11 protein-coding genes are annotated in these 15,865 nt (G+C 74.4%); 4 read left to right on the top strand and 7 right to left on the bottom strand.

Features of this window, described 5'->3' with window-relative positions:
- The first annotated feature begins 2 nt into the window (after positions 1-2).
- The 4 genes from OH807_RS36940 (at position 3) to OH807_RS36925 (ending at position 3,696) form a co-directional block, all read left to right on the top strand.
- Positions 3-545, top strand: a complete 543-nt coding sequence (locus OH807_RS36940) for a DinB family protein (RefSeq protein WP_406208443.1) — start codon at positions 3-5, stop codon at positions 543-545.
- A 268-nt stretch (positions 546-813) separates the two neighbouring features.
- The gene (locus OH807_RS36935; RefSeq protein ID WP_406208441.1) at positions 814-1,206 is read left to right on the top strand and encodes a cell division protein SepF; all 393 of its coding nucleotides are present in this window, start codon (positions 814-816) and stop codon (positions 1,204-1,206) included.
- Between the two features lie 229 nt (positions 1,207-1,435).
- Positions 1,436-2,125 carry a TetR/AcrR family transcriptional regulator gene (locus tag OH807_RS36930; RefSeq protein ID WP_406208438.1) on the top strand — a complete coding sequence of 230 codons (690 nt, stop codon included), beginning with the start codon at positions 1,436-1,438 and terminating at the stop codon, positions 2,123-2,125.
- The gene (locus OH807_RS36925; protein ID WP_406208436.1) at positions 2,122-3,696 is read left to right on the top strand and encodes an MFS transporter; all 1,575 of its coding nucleotides are present in this window, start codon (positions 2,122-2,124) and stop codon (positions 3,694-3,696) included. The genes OH807_RS36930 and OH807_RS36925 overlap by 4 nt, the downstream gene beginning before the upstream one ends.
- Positions 3,697-3,964: 268 nt before the next feature.
- On the opposite strand, the gene OH807_RS36920 is transcribed toward OH807_RS36925, so the two are convergent.
- The 7 genes from OH807_RS36920 to OH807_RS36890 all read right to left on the bottom strand — a co-directional run bounded on the left by OH807_RS36920 (position 3,965) and on the right by OH807_RS36890 (position 15,810).
- Positions 3,965-6,430 (bottom strand): SpoIIE family protein phosphatase, encoded by a 2,466-nt coding sequence (locus tag OH807_RS36920; RefSeq protein WP_406208433.1) that lies wholly within the window; start codon positions 6,428-6,430, stop codon positions 3,965-3,967.
- A gap of 148 nt (positions 6,431-6,578) precedes the next feature.
- Positions 6,579-7,199, bottom strand: a complete 621-nt coding sequence (locus tag OH807_RS36915) for a TetR/AcrR family transcriptional regulator (protein WP_406208431.1) — start codon at positions 7,197-7,199, stop codon at positions 6,579-6,581.
- A gap of 134 nt (positions 7,200-7,333) precedes the next feature.
- Positions 7,334-8,935 (bottom strand): 4-coumarate--CoA ligase family protein, encoded by a 1,602-nt coding sequence (locus OH807_RS36910; RefSeq protein WP_406208428.1) that lies wholly within the window; start codon positions 8,933-8,935, stop codon positions 7,334-7,336.
- Positions 8,936-9,297: 362 nt separating this feature from the next.
- Complete coding sequence (locus tag OH807_RS36905; protein WP_406208426.1) at positions 9,298-10,485, bottom strand: acyl-CoA dehydrogenase family protein; 1,188 nt, start codon at positions 10,483-10,485, stop codon at positions 9,298-9,300.
- Positions 10,486-10,614: 129 nt separating this feature from the next.
- Positions 10,615-12,534, bottom strand: coding sequence for an acetyl/propionyl/methylcrotonyl-CoA carboxylase subunit alpha (locus OH807_RS36900; RefSeq protein WP_406208423.1), 1,920 nt, complete (start codon positions 12,532-12,534; stop codon positions 10,615-10,617).
- A 10-nt stretch (positions 12,535-12,544) separates the two neighbouring features.
- The gene (locus tag OH807_RS36895) at positions 12,545-14,143 is read right to left on the bottom strand and encodes an acyl-CoA carboxylase subunit beta (protein ID WP_406208420.1); all 1,599 of its coding nucleotides are present in this window, start codon (positions 14,141-14,143) and stop codon (positions 12,545-12,547) included.
- A complete protein-coding gene (locus tag OH807_RS36890) occupies positions 14,140-15,810 on the bottom strand; it encodes an acyclic terpene utilization AtuA family protein (RefSeq protein WP_406211386.1) in 1,671 nt (556 codons plus the stop codon). Before OH807_RS36890 ends, OH807_RS36895 begins: the two co-directional genes overlap by 4 nt.
- Between the last annotated feature and the right edge of the window lie 55 nt (positions 15,811-15,865).

Raw genomic sequence — 15,865 nt, 5'->3', positions numbered from 1 at the left:
GGATGGCCGCCATGACAAGCCCCGCGACCGCCGCTGCCGCCCTCCGGACCGACCCCCCGCTCGCCGCCGACGAGACCACCATGCTCACCGCCTGGCTGGACTTCCACCGCGCGACGCTCGCCCACAAGTGCGAGGGCCTGAACGCCGCCCAGCTGCGGCTGCGCTCCGTCCCGCCGTCCTCGCTCTCCCTGCTCGGCCTCGTCCGGCACATGGCCGAGGTGGAGCGGTTCTGGTTCCGGGCCATCCTGGTCGGCGAGGACACCGGCCCGGACGGGCTGTACTGGAGCAAGGAGCACCCCGACGGCGACTTCGACCTGGTCGACACCGCCGACGCCGAGGCGGACTTCGCCGTCTGGCAGGGCGAGATCGCGGCCGCCCGGCGGGCCTGCGCCGGCCTCTCGCCGGACACCGTCGGCAAGCGCGACCGCCGCGGCGAGCCCGTGACGCTGCGCTGGATCCTGATGCACATGGTGGAGGAGTACGCCCGGCACAACGGACACGCCGATCTGCTCCGGGAATTGGTGGACGGGACAACCGGCGAGTGAAATCGTTCCCACATTGTTGACAGAAGGTCAATTAGGCGGTGACTGCGACCGATATGGTCTACGCGCGCAACCGTCCGCCGTCCAGCTGCGTCGCATCAGTTGCCCGGGTTCGCCCGGGTTTCCGGCGCGGCGCGACTCGTACGGGGGTCGCGAGCGGGCACGGGACCGGTGATCAGTGCGATACTCGGACAGTTCCGACGAGTGGATGACGTGTCAAAAGGACACGCGCACCGGGGGACCTGAACGGAACGAGGCAGGGAGGCGCGGCATGGGAGCACTTCGCGACGAGCACCACAACGGGTGGCTGATGCCCTCCGGGAACTACCCGGCCGCGGTGTACGACGACGAGTGGATCGAGCAGGAGACGGTGTCGTCCTCCCCCGCTCCCACGAAGATCGTCTCCCTGCGGCCGACGGGCTTCGAGGCCGCCCGGACGGTGGGCGAGCACATCCGGGCCAGCACGCCCGTGGTGATGGACCTGACCGAGATGAGTGAGGCCGAGGCCAAGCGCATGGTCGACTTCGCCTCCGGGCTGATCTTCGGCACCTGCGGCGGCATCGAGCGGATCGCCCGCCGGGTGTTCCTGCTCACCCCGGCGGACGTCGAGGTGATGGTCATCGACCGCCCGCTGGACGAGACCGGCTTCTACAACCAGAGCTGATCCCGGGCCGGCGCCGAGCGCGCCGCCCGACCGTGACACCCCGACCGGGGGCGGCACCCGCCGTCCCCGGTTTTTTGCTGCCCTGCCCCGGACGGGCCCCACACCCCGGTCGCCACCCCGCCACCCCACCGCCTCCGCCACCTGCACCGGACCCGCCGTTCCAGGTACCGGATGACACGAGTGAGGAATGAATGAGACATCCATGTCTCATCTGTCGTACACTCGTCCCATGGCCACCGATCGCGACGCTGTCCTCGAAGCCGCCGTGGGCGTGCTCTCCCGCCGCCCCACCGCCCACCTGGACGAGATCGCCCGCGCCGCGGGCATCAGCCGCGCCACCCTGCACCGGCTCTACCCGGGCCGGGAGGCGCTGATCCGCGCGGTCGGTCTGCTGGGCCTCCAGCGCTTCGGCACCGCACTGGACACCGCCGCCGTCGAGGACGGCGACGCGCACACCGCGCTGCGCCGTCTGGTCGACGCGACCGTCCCGGACGCCACGCTCTGCGCCTTCCTGGCGGGCGAGAACCAGCTCTACGACGACGACGAGATCAACGACGTCTGGGAGGTGCAGATCGCCCGGCTGCACGCGCTCTTCCTGCGCGGGCAGCAGCAGGGCGTCTTTCGCGTCGAGCTCTCCGCGGCCTGGCTGAGCGAGGCCTTCTTCGACCTGGTCGCCGGCATCGGCTGGGCCATCCAGGACGGCCGGCTCGCCCCGCGCGACGCCGCGTTCTCCCTCGCCGAGCTCTTCCTCGGCGGCGCGCTGCGCCACCCGCAGCCCACCGACCCCGCCCCGGCGCACGACGGCACCACGCACGACGACACTGCGGACCCCGGCGAAGCGCCCCGCAGCACCCCGCCCCGCAGCAGCATCACCACCCACAGCAGTCCGGAACACCGGTCGGAAGCCGATACCCCATGAGCAGTACCGTCCACACCCTCCCCCGTCGGCGCTGGACCGGCCTCGCCGTCCTCGTCCTGGCCGTCACCCTGGTCGCCGTCGACGCGACCGTCCTCTCCCTCGCCATCCCGTCAATCAGCGAGACGCTGCGGCCCAGTGGCACCCAGCTGCTCTGGATAGGCGACGCCTACTCCTTCGTCCTGGCCGGCCTGCTGGTCAGCATGGGCGCGCTGAGCGACCGGATCGGCCGCAAGAAGCTGCTGCTGGCCGGTTCCACCGCGTTCGGCGCCGCCTCCCTGCTGGCCGCCTACTCCCCCAGTGCCGGGTGGCTGATCCTGGCCCGCGCCCTGCTCGGCGTCGCCGGCGCGACCATCATGCCGTCCACCCTGTCGCTGATCCGCAGCCTGTTCCCGGAGGACCGCGAGCGGGCCACCGCGATCGGCATCTGGGGTGCGGCCGCCACCGCCGGCGCCGCGCTCGGCCCGGTGGTCGGCGGCATCCTGCTGGAGCACTTCTGGTGGGGCTCGGTGTTCCTGCTGAACATCCCGGTGCTGATCCTGCTGCTCGTCCTGGGCGCCTGGCTGCTGCCCGAGTCGAAGGACCCGAAGCCCGGCCGCTGGGACGTGCTCAGCGTCGGGCTGTCGCTGGCCGGCGTGATCGGTGTGGTCTACGCGATCAAGGAGGCCGCCGCCCACGGCGTGGCCCGCTGGGACGTCCCGGTCGCGGCCCTGCTCGGCGCCGCCGCGCTGACCGTCTTCGTCCGCCGCCAGCTGCGCCTGCCGACCCCGCTGCTGGACGTCCGGCTCTTCTCCGACCGGCGCTTCACGGCGGCCGTGCTGGCCTCGCTCACCGCGCTGGTCGGGCTCTCCGGCGTGGTCTTCGTGACGTCGCAGTACCTGCAGCTGGTCCGCGGCTACGAGCCGCTCAAGGCGGGCCTCGCCGAGTTGCCGGCGTTCGCCGGTGCGGTGGTCGGCGGCCTGCTGACCGCCCGGCTGGCCCGGCGCGCCGGCGCCCGCGCCTCGCTGACGTTCGGCCTGCTCGCCATGGGCACCGGCATCGCCCTGCTCGGCTGGGTCCAGCAGGACACCACGTACCTGGTGCTGGCCGCCGCCTTCCTGATCGTCGGCACGGCCGAGGGCGTGGTCTACACGCTCGGCGCGGACCTCGTGCTCGGCGCGGCCCCGGCCGACAAGGCCGGCGCCGCCTCGGCCGTCTCCGAGACGGCGTACGAGCTGGGCACCGCGCTCGGCATCGCCCTGGTGGGCTCGGTGGTCGGCTCGCTGTACGCGAGCGGGCTGGTCGTCCCGGCCGGGACGGATCCGGAGGCGGGTGCCCGGGCCGGCGAGTCGCTGGGCGGCGCGGTCGAGGCCGCGCACGGCCTGCCGCGGACGCTGGCCGACCCGCTGCTCGGCAGCGCCCGGGACGCCTTCGTGCACGGCATGAACGTCGCGGCGATCCTGGCGGGTGCGCTGCTGCTGGCCGCCTCGGCGCTCGCCTGGCGGCTGCTGCGGGGCCTGCCCCGCACCGCCTCGTCGCAGGCTCCGGAACAGCAGGAAGAGCTGGAGCGGGCCCCGGAGCGGGCGGGCGTGTAGGACTCGCCCCCGCCCACCCGGCGATCCCTGCGGCGGCGGCCGGCCCGGAACACTCCGGGCCGGCCGCCGCCGCACTCCGCTGTCCGGGCCCACGTCCGGCCACATGGCCGGGCCCGCGTCCGGGCCCCGGTCCTCGACCGCGCGTGGCAGACGCCCCACCCCTGGTCCCTCCCGCCGGTCCGGCCCGTGCGGCGCAACGTACCCGCCGGTCCGGCCCGGCACTCCGGCCGGCCCTCACGAGCACTGCGGGACAGCCGCCGGCCCGGGCTCAGACCACGCCGAAGGGCAGCTCCAGCTCCGCCCAGACCACCTTGCCGTCGCGGGTCAGCCGGCTGCCCCAGCGCTGGGCGAGCTCGCTGACCAGGAACATGCCGCGGCCGCCCTCGTCCTGCTCGGCGAAGGGGCGCAGCTGGGGCGTCTGCCCGCCGCTGTCGGCGACCTCGACGGTGAGGACGCGGTCGCGGAACAGGCGCAGCCGGCGCGGGGCGTCGGCGTGCAGCAGCGCGTTCGTGACCAGCTCGCTGACCAGCAGTTCGGCGTAGTCGGAGAGGGCCGACAGGCCCCAGTCGTCGAGGGTGGCGCGGGTGAAGCGGCGGGCCAGGCCGGGGAGCCGGCCGCCCCCGGTGAGCGGGAGGGTGGCGACCCGGTCGGCGGGCAGCGGCAGCACCCGGGCCATGATCATCGCTATGTCGTCGTCGGTGCCGTCGGTGACCAGCGCGCCGAGGACGGCGTCGCAGCTCTCCTCCAGCGTCCGGCCAGGGCCGGAGAGGGTGCGGGCGAGCAGGCCGATGCCGTCGTCGATGTCCTGGCCGCGGCGCTCGACCAGCCCGTCGGTGTAGAGGGTGACCATGCCGCCCTCGGGGAGGGTGAACTCGATCGACTCGAAGGCGACGCCGCCGACGCCGAGCGGGACGCCGGGCGGGACGTCGATCGTGCGGGCGGTGCCGTCGGGGGCGACCGAGACCGGCGGCAGGTGGCCGGCCGAGGCCACCTGCACGGTGCGCTCCAGCGGGTCGTAGACGGCGCAGATGCAGGTGGCGAACTGGCTCTCGCCGATGCCGGAGGCCGTCTCGTCCAGCCGGGTCAGCACCTGCTCGGGCGGCAGGTCCAGGGTGGCGAGGGTGCGGGCGACGGTACGCAGCTGGCCCATCGTGGCGGCGGCCCGGATGCCGTGCCCCATCACGTCGCCGACCACCAGTGCGACCCGGCCGCAGGAGAGCGGCACGACGTCGAACCAGTCGCCGCCGACCTCGCTGACCACGCTGCTCGGCAGGTAGCGGTAGGCGATCTCCAGCCCGAGCGTGCGGTGGATCTCCTGCGGCAGCAGGCTGCGCTGCAGGGTGAGCGCCGTCTCGCGCTCGCGCCGGTAGAGCCGGGCGTTGTCGATGGCGAGCGCGGTGCGGGCGACCAGCTCCTCGGCCAGCGCGACGTCGGCCGCGTTGAACGGCTCGGGGTTGCGCATCCTGATGAATTCGGCGCCGCCCAGCACCATGCCGCGGGCGGTCACCGGCAGCATCAGGTACGAGTGGATGCCGGCCGCGATGCCGGGGGCGACCCGGTCCTCGCTGGCGACCAGGCCGCGGAGCACGTCCTCGTCCACGTGGGCGCGCAGCAGTGGGCGGCCGCTGCGCAGGCACTGGGTGTAGCTGCGCTCGGGCGTGTACTCGTTGACCTCGCCGACGGTGTCGACGGCGTGGACGAGGCCGGACTCGTAGGACTCGCCGACGGCGACGGCGCGCAGTTGTACGGAGCGGTCGGTCGGGATGGCGGCCGGTTCGGCGCCGCGCAGGACGGGTTCGAGCAGGTCGACGGTGGCGAAGTCGGCGAACCGCGGGACGACGGCCTCGATCAGCTCCTCGGCGGTGCGCTGGAGGTCGAGCGTGGTGCCGATCCGGGCGGTGGCCTCGGCGATGGTGGAGAGACGTTCCTGCGCGCGGGCGGCCCGGGCCTCGGCCTGGAAGCGCTCGGTGACGTCGATGATGGAGGAGCAGACGCCGAAGACCCGGCCGGTGGAGTCCTCCAGCCGGAAGTAGGAGGCGGACCAGGCGCGGTCGCGGCGCGGGTCGCCGGGGACCCTGCCGTGCGAGCGGGCGTCAACCACCGGCCGGCCGGTGACGAGCACCTGTCTCATGGTCTGTTCGATCTCGGCGCCGTTGATGCCGGGCAGGACGACCCCGATCCGGCGCCCGAGGTGGTCCTCGACGGGCAGGCCGTTCATCCGGGCGAGTGCCTCGTTGAGCCGGACGTAGCGCAGGTCCGTGTCGTAGACGGCCATCCCGATCGGGGACTGGCCGAAGATGCCGTCGAGCACCGCGAGGTCCGCCTCGACACGGTGCAGGGCCCGGGTGTCGGAGGCGGTGGCGAGCAGCAGCAGGGTGCCGCCGGGGCCGGCGATCGGGTAGGTGCGCAGTTCCAGCTCGACGAGGTGGCCGTCCCGGTGGCGGACCGGGAAGACGCCGGACCAGCCCTTGCCGGCCATGATCCGCTCGAACAGGGCAAGCACCTCGGGGCGGTCGGACTCACCGGTGAACAGCCGGGCGGCGTAGCTGCCGACGGCCTCCTCCTCGGGATAGCCGAGCAGCGCCTCGGCGTCCTCGCTCCAGTGCAGGATCAGACCGTCGGCCTGGAGCAGCGCGGTGGCGAGCGGGACGAGGCGATGGCCGTCCAGCCGTGCGGGCGTTCCGCCCGGTACGGGGCCGGCGGCGTCGGTCGCATCCCACTCGTGTCCGTGCATGATCAGGCAGCACCCCGGTTCGGCTCGTGCCCGGCCGGGCGGGGACTCGCGGTCCGTGCCGGCCGGGGTTCTTCTCCAGACTGCACGGACATCGGCCGCCCGGCGACCCCTTCGGTCGGGGCGTGCCGGTCGGCCAGGTGTACGAGCATCATTGGCGTACCGGCCGCAGCGTACTCTCAAGAACGCTCGCCCACTGCCGGATCACTCCGGATCGTCTGGCGCTGTCGTCGGTGAGCAGGTTCGCCAGGCCGAGACCGCGGGCCATGTCCAGGGTGGCCTGGACGCTCTCGCGGACGCCGGGCACGGTCTCGTCGGCGCCGAGGAACTCGACGGCGGCCCGGTGGGCCTCGCGGCCGACGTGGCCCTCCAGGGCGACGATCCGCTCGCGCAGCGGCTCCTCGGTGGCCGCGGCGACCCACAGGTGCAGGGCCGCGCGGAACAGCGGGCCGGTGTAGAGGCGCACGATCATCCCGACGACGGCCTCGGTCCGGGCGGGGCCGGCGGCCGGCAGGTCGTCCGCGTGGGCGCGGACAGCGGCCAGCCGCTCGGCGGTGACGTGCTCGACGGCCGCGGTGAAGAGGTCCTCCCGGGTCGGGAAGTGGTGCTGGGCCGCGCCGCGGGAGACGCCGGCGCGTTCGGCGACCACGCTCACCGTGGAGCCGTGCCACCCGGTCTCGGCGAGGCAGTCGACGGCTGCCGCCAGCAGCCGCTGCCGGGTGGCACGGCTGCGGTCCTGCTGCGGGGCACGGGCGGCGGGGTGGGCGGTCATCGTCGGCTGCTGGTCCTGTTCGTACGGCGGCGCGGCGGGACCGATCCTCGCAGACGGGTCCGGGCGCCCCGACGGGCGGTCGGCCCGCCGGGGCGCCCGCCCGGCCTCCCCGGCATGCGGCTCCCGGCCGGGGCTCAGCGGGCGGCTTCCCGGGCGCGCAGCTCCCGGCGGAGGATCTTGCCCGCCGCGGACTTCGGGACGGCGTCGAGGAACTCCACCGCGCGCACCTTCTTGTAGGGGGCGACCTGCGCGGCCACGAAGGCGGTCACCTCCTCCTCGGTGAGGGTGCTGCCGGGGGCCCGGACCACGAAGGCCTTGGGCCGCTCGGTGCCGTCGGCGTCGGTGACGCCGATCACCGCGGCGTCGGCGATCCCGGGGTGGCCGAGCAGCAGCGCCTCCAGCTCGGCGGGGGCGACCTGGTACCCCTTGTACTTGATCAGCTCCTTCACCCGGTCGACGACGTACAGGTAGCCGCGGTCGTCCACGTACCCGACGTCGCCGGTGTGCAGCCAGCCGTCGGCGTCGACGGTCGCGGCGGTGTCGGAGGGGCGGCCGAAGTAGCCCTTCATCACCTGCGGGCCGCGGATCAGCAGCTCGCCGGGCTCGCCGGGGCCGAGGTCGGCGCCGGAGCCGTCGAGTGCGGCGACCCGCAGTTCGGTGGAGGGCAGCATTCGGCCGACCGAGCCGGGCGAGGGGTCCTTTTCCGCGGGGGAGACGACGTGCGAGACCGGCGACAGCTCGGTCATGCCGTAACCCTGGAGGACACGCGGCAGGCCGAGCCGGCGCGCGCAGTCCTCGGCCAGCTCGTGGTCCAGCGGGGCGGCGGCACAGAGCAGGTACTCGACCGAGGAGAGGTCGAAGCGGTCGACGATCGGGTTCCTGGCCAGGGCGAGGGCGATCGGCGGGGCGACGATCAGGGCCTGGACGCGCTGCTCCTCGATGGTCCGGCAGAACTGCTCCAGGTCGAAGCGGGGCAGCACCACCACGGTGGCGCCGCAGCGCAGCGGCTGGTTGAGCAGTGCGGTCAGCCCGTAGATGTGGAAGAACGGCAGGACGGCGAGGATCCGCTCGCCCTCCTTGGGGCGGTAGAGGGCGTCCGTCTGCGCGAGGTTGGTGGCGATCGAGCGGTGGGTGAGCATCACCCCCTTGGGCAGGCCGGTGGTGCCGCTGGAGTAGGGCAGCACGGCGATGTCGACGGCGGGGTCGACGGCGACGTCGGGCTCCGGCCCGGAGGAGGCGAGCAGGTCGGCCAGCGAGCGGTGGCCCTGCGCCCCGTCCAGCACGATGATCTCGGCGAGCGGGCTGCCGGCGGCGGCGAGCTTCTCCGCGGCCTGCCGGGCGGTGTCCAGGAACCGCGCGACGGTGACCAGCCAGCGGGCGCCGCTGTCGGCCAGCTGCCCGGCGAGCTCGCCGACGGTGGCGAGCGAGGAGACGGTGGTGACGGTCGCCCCGGCCCGGGTCGCGCCGTAGAAGGCCATCGGGTAGCTGACCGTGTTGGGGCTGAGGAGCGCCACCACGTCCCCCTGCCGGACTCCTGCCTCGGCCAGGCCGGCCGCCACCCGGCGCACCGCCGAACCGAGCCGGGCGTGGCTGACCGTCTCCCCCGTGATGCCGTCCACCAGGGCCGGCCGGTCCCCGTAGCGGTCGGCCTCGCCGAGCGCTACGTCATGGATCGGCAGGTCGACGACGGCGACCTCCGGGAACTCGCTGTGGAACACCAAGGCGTGCCTCCTCATTGGCAGTTGACGAGTGGACGGACAGCCTCCGGACAGCGCGGACCGCCCGGCGGCCGCACTCGCGAACAGGAGCATACGGACAGTGGTCGCGCGGTACGCCATTGTGACGAGGGATCGCGGGAGCAAGCGTGGCGCGTGTGCCGGGCCGAGCGCGCGACCGGACGGCAGGTACACGACGGGCGCACGGCCGCCCGCCCCCGGGAACGGCCCTGACCAGGGAGTTTCCCCACCGGGCGACGCACCGCTCCTCCGCCGGCCTCCCCCGGCTGCCGGCGGTCGCAGGTGCGGCCGCCGCCGTACGGGCGTTCGGCGACGCGAACGACAGCGCCGGGCACCTCCGCCGGCCCGCACCGGGCCGGCCGTCAGTACGACTTCGGGAGGCCCAGCGTGTGCTGGGCCACGTAGTTGAGCACCATCTCCCGGCTGACCGGCGCCACCCGGCCGACCCGGGTGGCGGCGAGCAGGGCGGCGAGCCCGTACTCCTGGGTGAGGCCGTTGCCGCCGAGGGTCTGCACGGCCTGGTCGACGGTCCGGGCGGCCGCCTCGCCGGCCGCGTACTTGGCCATGTTGGCGGCCTCACCGGCCGCGATGTCGTCCCCCGCGTCGTACAGCAGTCCGGCCTTCTGGGTCATCAGGCGGGCGAGCTCGATCTCCACCGCGCACTGGGCGAGCGGGTGCGCGATGCCCTGGTGGGCGCCGATCGGGGCCGACCAGACGGTGCGCTCCTTGGCGTAGCCGACGGCCTTGCCGAGCGCCTGGCGGGCGAGGCCGAGCGAGAACGCGGCCGTCATGATCCGCTCGGGGTTGAGGCCCGCGAAGAGCTGGAGCAGCCCGGCATTCTCGTCGCCGACCAGCGCGTCGGCGGGCAGCCGGACATCGTCCAGGAAGACCTGGAACTGCTTCTCGGGGGCGACGAGCTCCATCGGGATCGGCCGGTACTCGAAGCCGGGGGTGTCGCGCGGGACGACGAACAGTGCGGGCCTGAGCTTGCCGGTGCGCGCGTCCTCCGTCCGGGCGACGAACAGCACGGCGTCGCAGTGGTCGATCCCGGAGACGAACACCTTGCGGCCGGTGAGCAGCCAGTCCTCGCCGTCCCGGCGGGCCACGGTGGAGATCCGGTGGGAGTTGGAGCCGGCGTCGGGTTCGGTGATGCCGAAGGCCATCTTCCGCGTGCCGTCGGCGAGTCCGGGCAGCCACTGCTGCTTCTGCTGCTCGGTGCCGTAGCGGGCGATGACCGTCCCGCAGATCGCCGGCGAGACGATCAGCAGCAGCAACGGACAGCCCGCGGTGCCGAGTTCCTCCAGGACGATGGCGAGGTCGGTGATGCCGCCGCCCCCGCCGCCGTACTCGGCCGGCAGGTTGGCGCCCAGGTAGCCGGCCTTGCCGGCCTCGGCCCAGAGTTCGGCGGCCTGCTCACCGGCCCGGGCCTTGGCCAGGTAGTACGGGGAGCCGTAGCGCTGTCCGAGGTCGGCCACGGCGCGGCGCAGGGCCTGGCGTTCGGGGGTCTCGATCAGCGGGCTGCCGGGGGTGGTGGTGCGCGGTGCGGACATGCGGTGGTCCTTTCCGAGCGGGCGGGCGGGCGGGCACGGCCGGTGGCCGGAGGCCGGTGGCGGGTGGGTGCCGAGTGAGCGAGCCGGCGGGTGGGCGCGGCCGGAGGCGGGTGGGTGCCGGGCGAAGGGCTACGGCTTGCGCTGGACGACGGCGAGCAGGGTGCCGAGTTCGACCTGCCGGCCGGGGGTGACGAGGAGCTCGGTGAGGACGCCGTCCGCCGGAGCGGTGACGCGGTGCTCCATTTTCATCGCCTCCAGCCAGAGCAGCGGTTGGCCGGCGGTGACGATGTCGCCGACCACCGCGGCCGTCCGGACGACCGTCCCGGGCATCGGGGCGAGCAGGGCACCGGGGTCGGTGTGCGCGGCCGGGTCGGGGAAGCGCTCCAGAGCCGTCAGCACCGTCGCCCCGGCCGGGGTGTCGACGTACACCCGGTCGCCGTGGCGCGCGACGTCGAAGGCGTGCCGCAGCTGCCCGGTCCGCAGGACGACCCGCTCCGCGTCGGCGGACTCCAGCACCGTTCCGGGGTGGCCCTCGGCCTGCAGCCCGTCGCGGGTGAGCCGGTAGCGGACGTCGAACTCGGCGCCGTCCGCCGCCCGGTAGCGCCTGACCTGCGGCTGGGACGGCAGGTTGCGCCAGCCGGAGGGCAGCGCCGTCCGGCGGCCGGCCGCGTCGGCCAGCGCGGCCGCCAGCGCGGCGAGTTCACCCGCACCGCCGCCCGGGGCGGTCAGCACGGCCGCGTGCTCGGTCAGGAAGCCGGTGTGCAACCGCTCGGCCAGGAAGGCCGGGTGCCGAAGCGTCCGGACGAGCAACTCCCGGTTGGTGGCCGGTCCGTGGATCCGGGCCCGGGCGAGGGCGTCCGCCAGCCTGCGGGCCGCGGCCGGGCGGGTCGGCGCCCAGGCGACGACCTTGGCGAGCATCGCGTCGTAGTGCACGGTGATCTCGTCGCCGTTGCCCGTGCCGGAGTCCAGCCGCAGCCCGCGCCCGGTGAACTCATCGTGCGGCGAGCGGAGTTCGAACCGGTGGACGGTCCCCGTCGCGGGGCGCCAGTCCTGGGCCGGATCCTCCGCGTAGAGCCTGGCCTCGATCGCGCAGCCGACCGGCTCCGGCGCCTCCCCGGTGAGCTTCTCGCCCTCGGCGACGGCGAGTTGGAGAGCCACCAGGTCGAGCCCGGTGACGGCCTCGGTCACCGGGTGCTCGACCTGGAGGCGGGTGTTCATCTCCAGGAAGTAGAACCGGCCGTCCTCGGCGAGCAGGAACTCCGCCGTTCCCGCGCCGACGTAGCCGATCGCCCGCGCGGCCGCGACGGCGGCGGCGTGCAGGCCCGCGCGCAGCTCCGCGGGGAGCCCGGGCGCCGGCGCCTCCTCGACCACCTTCTGGTGCCGGCGCTGCACCGAGCAGTCGCGGTCGCCGACCGCCCACACCGTGCCGTGGGTGTCGGCGAGCAGCTGGACCTCGACGTGCCGGCCGGTGGGAAGGTAGCGCTCGCAGAACACCTCGTCGTCGCCGAAGTTCTTCGCCGCCTCGGCCCGGGCCGCGGTGAGCGCCCCCGCCAGCTCGTCCAGCCGGTGCACCACCCGCATGCCCCGGCCGCCACCGCCCGCGGCCGCCTTGACCAGCAACGGCAGGTCGGCTTCGGCCGGATCGGTGACGGCGGCCAGCACCGGCACGCCGGCGGCCGCCATCAGGGCCTTGGCGGCGGTCTTGGAGCCCATCGCGGCGATGGCCGCGGGCGGCGGGCCGATCCAGGTCAGCCCGGCGTCCAGGACGGCCTGCGCGAATGCGGCGTTCTCGGAGAGGAAGCCGTAGCCGGGGTGGACGGCGTCGGCGCCGGCGGCCAGCGCGGCCCCGATGACGAGGTCCCCGCGCAGGTAGGTGTCGGCGGGTGTCGCGCCGGGCAGGCGGACGGCGGTGTCGGCCTCGCGGGTGTGCGGGGCGGCGGCGTCCGGGTCGGAGTGCACGGCCGTGGTGGCGATGCCCAGGCTCCGGCAGGTGCGGAAGACCCGGCGGGCGATCTCCCCCCGGTTGGCGACCAGCAGGTTGGTGATCACGAGGTCCCTCTCACATTCGGAAGACGCCGTAGCCGCGCGCGCCCTCGATCGGCGCGTTGTGGATCGCGGAGAGGCAGAGGCCGAGCACGGTACGGGTGTCGCGCGGGTCGATCACGCCGTCGTCGTAGAGCCGGCCGGAGAGGAAGACCGGGAGCGACTCCGCCTCGATCTGCTGCTCGACCATCGCCCGGATCGCGGCGTCGGCGTCCTCGTCGTAGGGCTGTCCCTTGGCGGCGGCGGACTGCCGGGCCACGATCGAGAGCACACCGGCCAGTTGCTGCGGTCCCATCACCGCCGACTTGGCGCTCGGCCAGGCGAACAGGAACCGCGGGTCGTACGCCCGCCCGCACATGCCGTAGTGGCCGGCCCCGTAGGAGGCGCCCATCAGCACCGAGAGGTGCGGGACGCGGGAGTTGGCGACGGCGTTGATCATCATCGCGCCGTGCTTGATGATGCCGCCCTGCTCGTAGTCCCGGCCGACCATGTAGCCGGTGGTGTTGTGCAGGAACAGCAGCGGGGTGTCCCGCTGGTTGGCCAGCTGGATGAACTGCGCGGCCTTCTGGGACTCCTGGCTGAACAGCACGCCCTGCGCGTTGGCGAGGATGCCGACCGGGTACCCGTGCAGCCGGGCCCAGCCGGTGGCGAGGCTGCTGCCGTAGAGCGGCTTGAACTCGTCGAAGTCCGAGCCGTCGACGATCCGGGCGATCACCTCGCGCGGGTCGAACGGCACCTTGAGGTCGCCGGGGACGATGCCGAGCAGCTCCTCCTCCGCGTACTTCGGCGGCTCGGCGGCCCGGTCCGGATCCGCGCCGGGCTTGCGGTGGTTCAGCCGGGCGACGACCCGCCGGGCCAGCCGCAGCGCGTCCGGCTCGTCCACGGCGAAGTGGTCGGCCAGGCCGGAGGTGCGGGCGTGCATCTCGGCGCCGCCCAGCGACTCGTCGTCGGCGTCCTCGCCGGTCGCCATCTTCACCAGCGGCGGCCCGCCGAGGAAGACCTTGGCGCGCTCCTTCACCATCACGGTGTGGTCGGACATCCCCGGCACGTAGGCACCGCCGGCCGTCGAGTTGCCGAACACGACGGCCACGGTCGGGATCCCGGCCGCCGACAGCCGGGTGAGGTCGCGGAAGAGCGCGCCGCCGGGGATGAAGATCTCCTTCTGGCTGGGCAGGTCGGCGCCGCCGGACTCGACCAGGCTGATCAGCGGGAGGCGGTTGGTGAGCGCGATCTCGTTGGCCCGCAGGGCCTTGCGCAGCGTCCACGGGTTGCTGGCGCCGCCGCGCACGGTCGGGTCGTTGGCGGTGATCACGCACTCGACGCCCTCCACCACCCCGATCCCGGTCACCAGGGCGGCACCGACCGGGTAATCGCTGCCCCAGGCCGCGAGCGGGGAGAGCTCCAGGAACGGCGAGTCCTCGTCGACCAGCAGCTCGATCCGCTCGCGCGCCAGCAGCTTTCCGCGGGTGCGGTGCCGCTCCACGTACTTGGGACCACCGCCGGCCAGTGCCTTGGCGTGCTCGGCGTCCAGCGCGGCGAGCCTGGCGAGCATGGCGGCCCGGTTCTCGGTGTGGTCGGCGCCGGCCGGGTCGAGGCGGGTGGGCAGGACGGTCACAGCAACGCCTCCGGGATGTCGAGATGGCGGGAGCGCAGCCACTCGCCCAGCGCCTTGGCCTGCGGGTCGAACCGGTGCTGGGCGGCGACGCCCTCGCCGAGCAGGCCGGTGAGCGTGAAGTTGACCGCGCGGAGGTTCGGCAGCAGTTGCCGGGCGACGGGCAGGTCCGCCACCTCCGGCAGGAGCAGGCGGAGGCGGTCGACGGTCAGGGTGTGCGCGAGCCAGCGCCAGCCGGCCTCGTCACGGGCCCAGACACCGAGGTTGGCGTCACCGCCCTTGTCGCCGCTGCGGGCGCCGGCCACCAGGCCGAGCGGCGCCCGACGGGTCGGGCCGGCGGGCGGCGGGCCGGGGAGCGCGTGCTCGACGAGGAGCGCATCCGCCGACGGCGGTTGCAGGGCTTGCGGGACGGGCGTCGGCTTCGGCAGGCATGTCGGCGGGACGGCGATCCGGCGGCCGTCCGGCAGCACGGCCGTGTGCTCGACCAGGGCGGCCTCCACCGGCACCGCCGTGAACACCCCGTACGGCGCGCCCGGCCCGGGCGGCGCCGTCAGATGGAAGCCCGGGTAGCCGGCGAGCCCCAACTCCACCGCAGCCTTGCCGAGTTCACGGCCCACCTTGGCCGGATCGGCGTCCCGGGCGGTGAGCCGGAGCAGCGCCGAGGCGGTCTCCTCGGTGTCCGCGTCCGGGTGATCGGTCCGGGCGAGCGTCCAGCGCAGCTCGGCCGGGCAGGCGTCCGGACCGCCCAGGGCCTCCGCCAACTGCCGCTGCACCAGGGCGGCCTTGGCCTCGATGTCGAGCCCGGTCAGGACGAACACCACCTCGTTGCGGTGGCCGCCGAGCCGGTTCAGCCCCACCTTGAGCGTCGACGGCGGCGCCTCGCCCCGCACCCCGTCGATCCGCACCCGGTCCGGGCCCTCCTGGGTCAGCCGGACGCTGTCCAGCCGGGCCGTGACGTCCGGGCCCGGGTAGCGCGCCCCGCTCGTCTCGTACAGGAGTTGGGCGGTGACGGTACCGGTGGTGACGGCGCCGCCGGTGCCCGGATGCTTGGTGATGACGCTGGAGCCGTCGGCCGCAAGCTCGGCCAGCGGGAACCCGGGGCGGGTGACGTCGTGCTCGCGGAAGAACGCGTAGTTCCCGCCCGTCGCCTGCGCGCCGCACTCCAGTACGTGCCCGGCCACCACCGCCCCGGCGAGCTCGTCCAACTGCCCGGGCCCCCAGCCGAAGTGGGCGGCCGCCGGGCCCGCCACCAGCGCCGCGTCAGTCACCCGGCCGGTGACCACCACGTCCGCGCCGGCCCGCAGGCACTCGGCGATCCCGAACGCCCCGAGGTAGGCATTGGCCGCCAGCAGGCCTTCGGGCAGGCCGAGTTCGGCCCGCCGCGGGAGGAGGTCGTCCCCCTCCACGTGCGCCACCGCCGGATCGAGCCCCTGCTGCTTCGCCAGCTCCCGGATCGCCTCCGCCAGGCGGGCCGGATTCAGCCCGCCGGCGTTGACCACGATCCGCACCCCGCGCTCCAGCGCCAGCCCGAGGCACTCCTCCATCTGCCGCAGGAACGTCCTCGCATACCCGAGCCCGCCGTCCCGGAGCCGGTCCCGCGCCAGGATCAGCATGGTCAGCTCCGCCAGATAGTCCCCGGTGAGCACATCCAGCGGCCCGCCCGTCAACATCTCGCGCACCGCCGAGAACCGGTCCCCGTAGAACCCCGAGGCATTCCCGACCCGC

This window comes from Kitasatospora sp. NBC_01560 (assembly GCF_045208415.1).
In the GTDB taxonomy this organism is placed as follows: domain Bacteria; phylum Actinomycetota; class Actinomycetes; order Streptomycetales; family Streptomycetaceae; genus Kitasatospora.
The sequence above is the reverse complement of the archived record's forward strand: the minus strand, read 5'-3'. Positions and strand labels throughout refer to the sequence as shown.